Source organism: Streptomyces sp. CC224B (genome assembly GCF_030010595.1).
Classification (GTDB): domain Bacteria; phylum Actinomycetota; class Actinomycetes; order Streptomycetales; family Streptomycetaceae; genus Streptomyces; species Streptomyces longispororuber.
In genome coordinates this window covers 1-7,180 of record NZ_JASCXL010000201.1, presented here as the reverse complement: position 1 = coordinate 7,180, position 7,180 = coordinate 1, and the positions used below count along the sequence as shown (strand labels likewise).

The window sequence follows — 7,180 nt, the reverse complement described above, 5'->3', positions numbered from 1 at the left end:
GCGTCCCGGGCGGCGGCCTCGGCGTCCGCGAGGGACGCGGCCGGGCGCCGGGCGGCGGCGGCCGTGTCCGGCTCGGCGAGCACGGCGCGGACGGCGGCCTCCTCCCGCTGCCAGGCGTCGAGGCGGTGCTGGAGCTCGCGGTGGCCGCGGTCGTCGAGGAGGGCGTCGGCAGCGGCGGCCGGGGTGTCGAACCCGGCGCGGAAGGCGGCGTCGGCCACGCGGGCGTCGGCTTCCTTCAGGCGCTGGGCGGCGTCGGCGGCGGCGCGGGCGGCGTCGGCGGCGGCCGTGAGCAGCGCGGTCCGGCGCTCCAGTTGCGCGGCGCGGTCGGCGACCGTGGCGCAGTCGCCGCGGGCGTGGGCCAGCTCCCGCTCCAGGTCGCGCTGTTCCCGGTCGAGGGCGTCGCGCAGCGTGGCCCGGGAGTCGACGCGGCGGGCGGCCTCCTGCTGGGCCGCGACGCGGCGGCCGTGCTCGCGCTCGGCCTGGGCGAGCTTCTCGCGCGCGGTGTGCAGCCCGGACGCGCGGTCGCGGGCCGTCTCGTACGCGTGCCGGACCTCGGCCACGGCCGCCGCGAGGTCGGCGACGGGGGTGTCGGACGCGGCGACGGTGGCGGCCGCGAGCGCGGCGCGGACGTCGGCGCGGGTCCGCTCGGCGGCCGTGCGGTCCTCCTCCGCGCGCCGGTGGGCGGCGAGGGCGGCCTCCTCCGCCGCGCGGTCCACGTGGTCGGCGGACTTGCGGGCGGGGGCGGGGTGCTCGGTGGCTCCGCACACGGCGCAGGGGGCGCCCTCGGTGAGGTGCGCGGCGAGCTCGGCGGCGATCCCGGCGAGGCGCCGCTCCTTGAGGGAGAGCCAGTGCTCGTGGGTGTGCGCGGCGCGCTCGCGGGCGGCGAGCACCTGCTCCTCGGCGGTGGCGGCCTCCTCGGCGAGCCGGTCGCGGCGGCGGGCGGCGTCCAGTTGCTCCTGGGCGGCCGTGAGCTGCCCGGCCAGGTGCTCGGTGCGGGTCGTCGCCTCCTGAGCGGCGTCGATGGCCTCCCGGAGGCGGGCGCGGGTGGTGTCCCAGTCGGCGAGCCAGCCGTCCGCCTCCTGGAGGACCTCCTCGTCGGCCCGCTCCTGGCGGTCCAGGTCGGCGCGCTGCCCGGACAGTTCGGCCACGCGGCGCTCGGCGCGGCGGGCGGCGGCGAGGCCGCCGAGCTCCTCGCTGGCCTTGCGGGCGGCGCTCGCGAGGCCCGTGGCGCCCTCGTCGGCGTACGCGGCCGGGAGCCGGTCGCGCGCGTGGGCCTCGGCGGCGGTGGCGCGCCGGTGCTCGGCCTCGGCGTCCGCGCGCAGGCCGAGGGCGGGGGCGACGGCCTCCGCCTTGCGGGCCCGCTCCATGCGGTCCGTCAGCCGCCGGTGGTCGTCCGCGCCCTCCTCCAGGCGGGCGGCGCGCCGCTGTGCTTCGGCGAACCGCTGCTGGAGGCGGGCCAGTTCGCGGGCGTCGTCGAGCTCGGCGGCAGCGGCGGCGCGGGCGGACTCGGCGTGGTCGAGGGCGGCGCGCGCGATGGTGAGCCGCTCGCGGGCGCCCGAGCGGACCACGGCGGCCCAGGCGAGGACGGCGTCGGCGAGGCCGGGGGCGCCGGGCTCGGCGTCCGGCAGCGGCAGCTCCGCGCCGCCGTCGCCGGGTCCGGTGCCCGCCGCCTGCTGCATGCGGTGGGCGTCCGCGAGCAGCTCGGCGTCGGCCTCGCGCACCTGGGTCTCGGCGGCGCGGCGCCGCTCGGCGAGCCGCTGCTCGACGGCGGCGAACCGGCGCGTGTCGAAGAGCCGTCCGAGGAGCTTGCCGCGGGCCTCGGCGTCGGCCCGCAGGAAGCGCGCGAAGTCGCCCTGGGGCAACAGCACGACCTGGCAGAACTGCTCCTTGCTCATGCCGAGGAGCTGGGTGACCTCCTCGCCGATCTCCTGGTGCGAGCGGCTGAGGTCCTTCCAGGTCCCGCCGCCGGAGGTGCCGTCCCCGGCGGCGTACTCCCGCAGCCAGCTCTGCGCCTTGTCGGTGGTGGTGCCCGTGCCGCGCTTCTTCGGGCGCTCCCACGGCGGCTGCCGGGTGATCTCCAGGCGCCGCCCCGCCACAGTCAGTTCGAGGCACACCTCCGTGCGCGTGTCCGGACGGGCGTGGTGGCTGCGCAGGGACATGCCCTGGCCGCTGCCCTGGCGGGGGCCGGGCACCGAGCCGTACAGCGCGTAGCACACGGCGTCGAGGACGGAGGTCTTGCCGGCGCCGGTGGGGCCGTGCAGCAGGAAGAGACCGGCCGCGGACAGCTCGTCGAAGTCGATGTCCTGGGTGGTGGTGAAGGGCCCGAAGGCGGTGATCCGCAGCCGGTGCAGCCTCATCCGGCCACCTCGCGCAGGACGTCGTCGGCGCGGACGGCGTCGAACGCGTCGCGCAGCACCGCCTGCTCCCGCGCGTCCGGTCCGGCGCCGCGCACATGGGTCACGAAGTCCTCCGCGATCTGCTGGTCGGTACGGTCCCTGAGGCGCTGCGCGTAGGAGACGCCGGGCTCCTCGGGGGCGCGGGCCGGGTCGAAGACGAGGCTGAGGGTGTGCGGGAAGCGCTCGCTGATCCGGGCCATCGGGTCGTCCGGGCGCACCGGGTCCGTGAGGGTGGCCTCCACCCAGGCGTCCTCGTGGCGGGCGAGGCCGGGGTCGGCGAGCAGGTCCGCGAGGTCGCCCCGGATGCGGGCGAGCGGCCGGGGCACCGGGCAGTCGACGCGCTCGGCGGCGACCAGCTCCCCCGCCGCGCCGAGCTCCACGAGCCACATGGTCTTGCGGTGGCCGGCCTCGGAGAAGGAGTACGCCAGCGGGGAGCCGCTGTAGCGCACGCGCTCGCTGATGACCTGGCTGCCGTGCAGATGGCCGAGGGCCACGTAGTCGACGCCGTCGAAGACGGCGGACGGGACGGAGGCCACGCCGCCGACGGTGATGTCCCGCTCGCTGTCGCTGGCCTCGCCGCCGGTGACGAAGGCGTGCGCGAGGACGACGGAGCGGGTGCCCGCGGGGCGCGTCGCCAGGTCGGCCCGCACGCGGTCCATGGCGGCCGCGAGCACCGCCTCGTGCCCGGCGCGCTCGACGCCGAACTCGCCCTTCACCAGGGCCGGTTCCAGATACGGCAGGCCGTAGAAGGCCACGTCGCCGTGCGCGTCGGCGAGGACGACGGGCTCGGCGCACGCGCCCGGGTCGGTGCGCAGGTGGACGCCGGCCCGGCCGATGAGCCCGGCGCCGACGCCGAGGCGGCGCGCGGAGTCGTGGTTCCCGGAGATCATGACCGTGGGCACCCCGAGGGCGGCCAGGCGGTGCAGGGCGTCGTCGAAGAGCTCGACGGCGGCGAGCGGCGGCACCGCGCGGTCGTACACGTCCCCCGACACGACGACGGCGTCCACCGCGCGCTCGCGCACGGTGGCGACGAGACGCGTGATGAACGCGGCTTGCGCGTCGAGCATGCTCACCCGGTGCAGGGCCCGGCCGAGATGCCAGTCGGACGTGTGCAGCAATCTCATGGATCCCGAGACTAACGGCAGGGTCTGACATCACGGGCGGCTACTCCCGTACCGCCCCGCCGGAGGGCCGACGGCAGCCGCGGGGCACGTCGTGGCGGCACCCGTACGGAAGACCGTGACGCCGGTCACGTCAACAGCGGTGACGGCAGCCGCGGTTACGTCCGCAGATGCCCGCTATGCCCGCATTCGGTACGAGGTGGCACGAGGCGATACGAGGCGGCACGAGGCGGTACGAGCAAGAGGCGCAGGCCGGGAGCGCCGGGGGCGTGCCGGTCAGGCGTCCCCGTACGCCTCGCCGCCGAGTTCGAGGTCCGCGCTGCCCGCCGTCGCGTCCGCGAGCCAGGCGCGGAACTGCTCGACGTCCGCCTCCGGCAGGCCGATCTCGATGGTCACCGCGTCGCCGTAGCGGACGTCCCGCACCTCGCGGCCGGCGGCGCGCAGGTCGTTCTGGACCTTGCCCGCGCGCTGGTGGTCCACGGTGACGGTGGCGAGCCGGAAACGGCGCCGGGTGCGGGTGCCCAGCGCGTCCAGGGCCTCGCCGACCGCGCCGCCGTAGGCCCGGATGAGCCCGCCCGCGCCGAGCTTGACGCCGCCGTAGTAGCGGGTGACGACGGCGACGACGTACCGCATGTCGCGGCGCAGCAGCATCTGGAGCATGGGGACGCCCGCGGTGCCGCCGGGCTCGCCGTCGTCGCTCGCCTTCTGCACGGAGGCGTCGGCCCCGATGACGTACGCGAAGCAGTTGTGCGTGGCGGTGGGGTGCTCCTTGCGCACGCGGGCGACGAAGTCCTGCGCCTCCCGTTCGGTGGCGGCGGGCGCGAGCGCGCACAGGAAGCGCGAGCGGTTGATCTCGGTCTCGTGCACGCCCTCGCGGGTCACGGTGCGGTACTCGTCCTGCATCACGCCAGCGTATGCGCTCCTCGGCGGGGCGCGCGGAGGGCCTGTGCGCCGGGACCCTCAGACTCCGGCCTTGGGGGACCCATCAGCCCCTGGGCCCCCTCCAGTGTCTGTGGTCCGCCGCCGCCTCCCGTCCGTCCGGTCGCCGGGACCGAGCCCGCCGGTCGCGGGCGGTGCGGCGGTAAGGTGATCCCTTGTGACGTCACCTTCGAAGTCGGCGGCAGCGGGGGAAGTCCCCGGCGGGACGGGCATATTGAGCGCCCTCCTGGCCGAGGAGCCCGTCGTCGTGTCCGAGACCCGTGAAGACCTGCCCGACGCGGTGCTCTTCCCCGAGGAGGCCGCCCACGTCGCGAACGCCGTGGCGAAGCGGCGGCAGGAGTTCACCACCGCGCGGCACTGCGCCCGCACGGCCCTCGCCCGTATCGGCATCGCGCCCGTGCCCATCCCGCGCGGCGAGAAGGGCGCGCCGGTGTGGCCGGATGGCGTGGTCGGCAGCATGACGCACTGCACCGGCTACCGCGCCGCGGCCGTCGCCAGGGCCTCCGAGGTCATCTCGCTCGGCATCGACGCGGAGCCCGCCGAGCCGCTCTCCGACCCGGGCGTGCTCGACCTGGTCAGCGACGAGACGGAGCGCGCCACGCTGGCCGCGCTCGCCGCCGCGCAGCCGACGGTGCCCTGGGACCGGCTGCTGTTCAGCGCCAAGGAGACCGTCTACAAGGCGTGGTTCCCCGTGACCCAGCGGTGGCTGGGATTCGAGGAGGCGCACCTGGACATCCGCCGCGACGGCACGTTCAGCGCCGCGTTCCTGGTGGAGTGCCCGGTGGTCGCGGGGGCGGAGCTGACCGGGTTCGACGGCACCTGGATCGTCCGCGACGGGGTGCTGGCGACGGCGATCGTGCTGCGGCGGCGGTAGACCCGGCCACCGGGCCGCTCGGGCCAGTCGGGCCAGTCGGTCCGTACGGCTACGGTCTCAGGGCCGCGCCGCCCCCGCCCGGTCCGCCAGGCTCGACCAGAACATCCCCTCGTACTCCTGGAGCAGCCGCCCCTGCCGCAGCGCGGTGCGGGGCGTGATCGTGCCCCGGGACACGCCTTCCTCCAGTGCGGCCAGCGCGCTCCGGCCGAGGTCCGGCGACGGCTCGGCGAAGAGGTCGAAGAACGCGCAGGCCTCGTCCGGGAAGCCGTACCGCGCGCGCAGGGCTCCCGCGAGGGCGGCGCAGTAGCCGCCCCAGGCCGCGAAGTTGGCGGTCAGGGCGAGCACGACGTCGGCCGGTTCGCCGTTGAGCGCGAGCCAGGCCACGTACGCCGGGTAGGCCTGGCAGCCCGCGGTCGGAACGTACTCCTCCGCCTGCCGTTCACCCACCTGGCAGGCCGCGAGGAGCGCGCCGAGCCGGTCGGACGCGAGGGTCTCGCCCTCGGCCAGGGCGCCGAAGAACGCGGCGCCGGCGGGCAGGCCCGCGTCCGCCGAGCGGGCCGCCAGGTGTAGGAAGGACCGGCGGTCGGCGGGGATGATCCGGCACTGCTCCAGGGCGAGCGCGGCCACGGCGCCGCGGTCCGCGGTGCCGTCGGCGACGAGCGGCACGAACGGGTTCGCCTGCGGCGCGGGCGCCAGCTCCGCCGCGGCACGGGTTAGCAGGGCCTGGGCTGTGGGCGTCCACCGTCCGCTCGTTCCGTCCGCTTCCTCTGCTCCGGCTACTTCCTCTGCTCCGTCCGCTCCGTCTGCCTCCTCGCCTCCGGCTGCTTTCTCTGCCTTCTCTCCTCCGTCTGCCTCGCCGGGCCCGCCCGGCGCGTACGGCCCGGCTGCCGAGGGCTCAGCCGCCGAGGGGCCGTGAGGTGGTTCTCCTTGCTCATGCCGCTCATGGGCGGTCGGCTCCATCAGGGGAACCCCTTTCCTCCGCTGTCGTACGCCTCTGGCCGGTCAGGCCGCGGCCCCTCGCCGTACACCCTGCCCGCTCCGCCCGTCAGCGCCTCCCCCCTGCGCCCCTGCGCCCCTGCGCCCCTGCGCCCCTGCGCCCCTGCGGAACTCCTCCGTCCAGATGTTAGTTTCTACGCTGTTGTAGAAATTGGAGCGTGCGCCGGTACCGTCCGGCACCCGCTCGTGAGCACCGACCGATGGAGTCTTTCCATGGCCCTGTGGGACCGCCTCAAGGAATCCGCCTCGACGATGCAGAGCCAGCTCGTCGCGAAGAAGAACGACCTCAAGAGCGGCTCCTTCCGCGACGCGAGCATGGCGATGTGCGCCCTGGTCGCGGCCGCCGACGGCACGGTCGACCAGGCCGAGCGGCAGCGCGTGGCGCAGCTCATCGCGACGAACGAGGTGCTGCAGAACTTCCCGGCGGACGACCTGCGCCGCCGCTTCGACGCGTACGTGGACAAGCTCACCGCGGACTTCGCCTTCGGCAAGGTCAGCGTGTTGCAGGAGGTCGCGAAGGCCGGGAAGAAGCCCGCCGAGGCCCGGGCCGTGGTCCAGATCGGCATCGTGATCGGCGGAGCCGACGGGGACTTCGACAAGGACGAGCAGGCGGTGGTGCGGGAGGCGTGCTTCGCCCTCGACCTGCCGCCGCACGAGTTCGACCTCTGACAGCGCCCGGGCCCGGGCCCCGCGCGGCCCGGGTCACAGGGGTGTCGCCGCCCGCAAGACGAGCACCAGCGTGACCGCCGCGTTCGCCGAGGCCAGGGCGGAGACGGCGGTGCCGCCCGCCGCGCACCACAGCGCGAGGCCCGGCGCCGTGAACGGCGAGGGCCGGGTGCGGGCGGCCGGCGCCG

General features: G+C 76.2%; 6 protein-coding genes. 2 read left to right on the top strand and 4 right to left on the bottom strand.

Annotated features, from left to right (window positions below; translation table 11 throughout):
- The 3 genes from QK440_RS40305 to QK440_RS40295 all read right to left on the bottom strand — a co-directional run.
- The coding region (locus QK440_RS40305) for an SMC family ATPase (protein ID WP_282798236.1) at nucleotides 1–2,357 on the bottom strand (2,357 nt) is incomplete at its 3' end.
- On the bottom strand, nucleotides 2,354–3,520 hold the full coding sequence (locus QK440_RS40300; RefSeq protein WP_282798235.1) for an exonuclease SbcCD subunit D: 1,167 nt from the start codon (nucleotides 3,518–3,520) through the stop codon (nucleotides 2,354–2,356). The genes QK440_RS40305 and QK440_RS40300, both read right to left, overlap by 4 nt.
- Before the next feature lie 273 nt (nucleotides 3,521–3,793).
- Nucleotides 3,794–4,420, bottom strand: coding sequence for a YigZ family protein (locus QK440_RS40295; protein WP_282798234.1), 627 nt, complete (start codon nucleotides 4,418–4,420; stop codon nucleotides 3,794–3,796).
- 283 nt (nucleotides 4,421–4,703) lie between these two features.
- Here QK440_RS40295 and QK440_RS40290 point away from each other — a divergent pair, with 283 nt between their 5' ends.
- Nucleotides 4,704–5,330, top strand: a complete 627-nt coding sequence (locus QK440_RS40290) for a 4'-phosphopantetheinyl transferase superfamily protein (protein WP_282798233.1) — start codon at nucleotides 4,704–4,706, stop codon at nucleotides 5,328–5,330.
- A gap of 57 nt (nucleotides 5,331–5,387) precedes the next feature.
- Here the strand turns inward: QK440_RS40290 and QK440_RS40285 are convergent, their stop codons facing one another.
- Nucleotides 5,388–5,996 (bottom strand): transcriptional regulator, encoded by a 609-nt coding sequence (locus QK440_RS40285; RefSeq protein ID WP_349239357.1) that lies wholly within the window; start codon nucleotides 5,994–5,996, stop codon nucleotides 5,388–5,390.
- Nucleotides 5,997–6,539: 543 nt separating this feature from the next.
- Between QK440_RS40285 and QK440_RS40280 the strand changes: the two genes are divergently transcribed.
- Entirely contained in the window at nucleotides 6,540–6,995 is a 456-nt protein-coding gene (locus QK440_RS40280; protein WP_282798237.1) for a TerB family tellurite resistance protein, read from the top strand.
- Nucleotides 6,996–7,180: the final 185 nt, after the last annotated feature.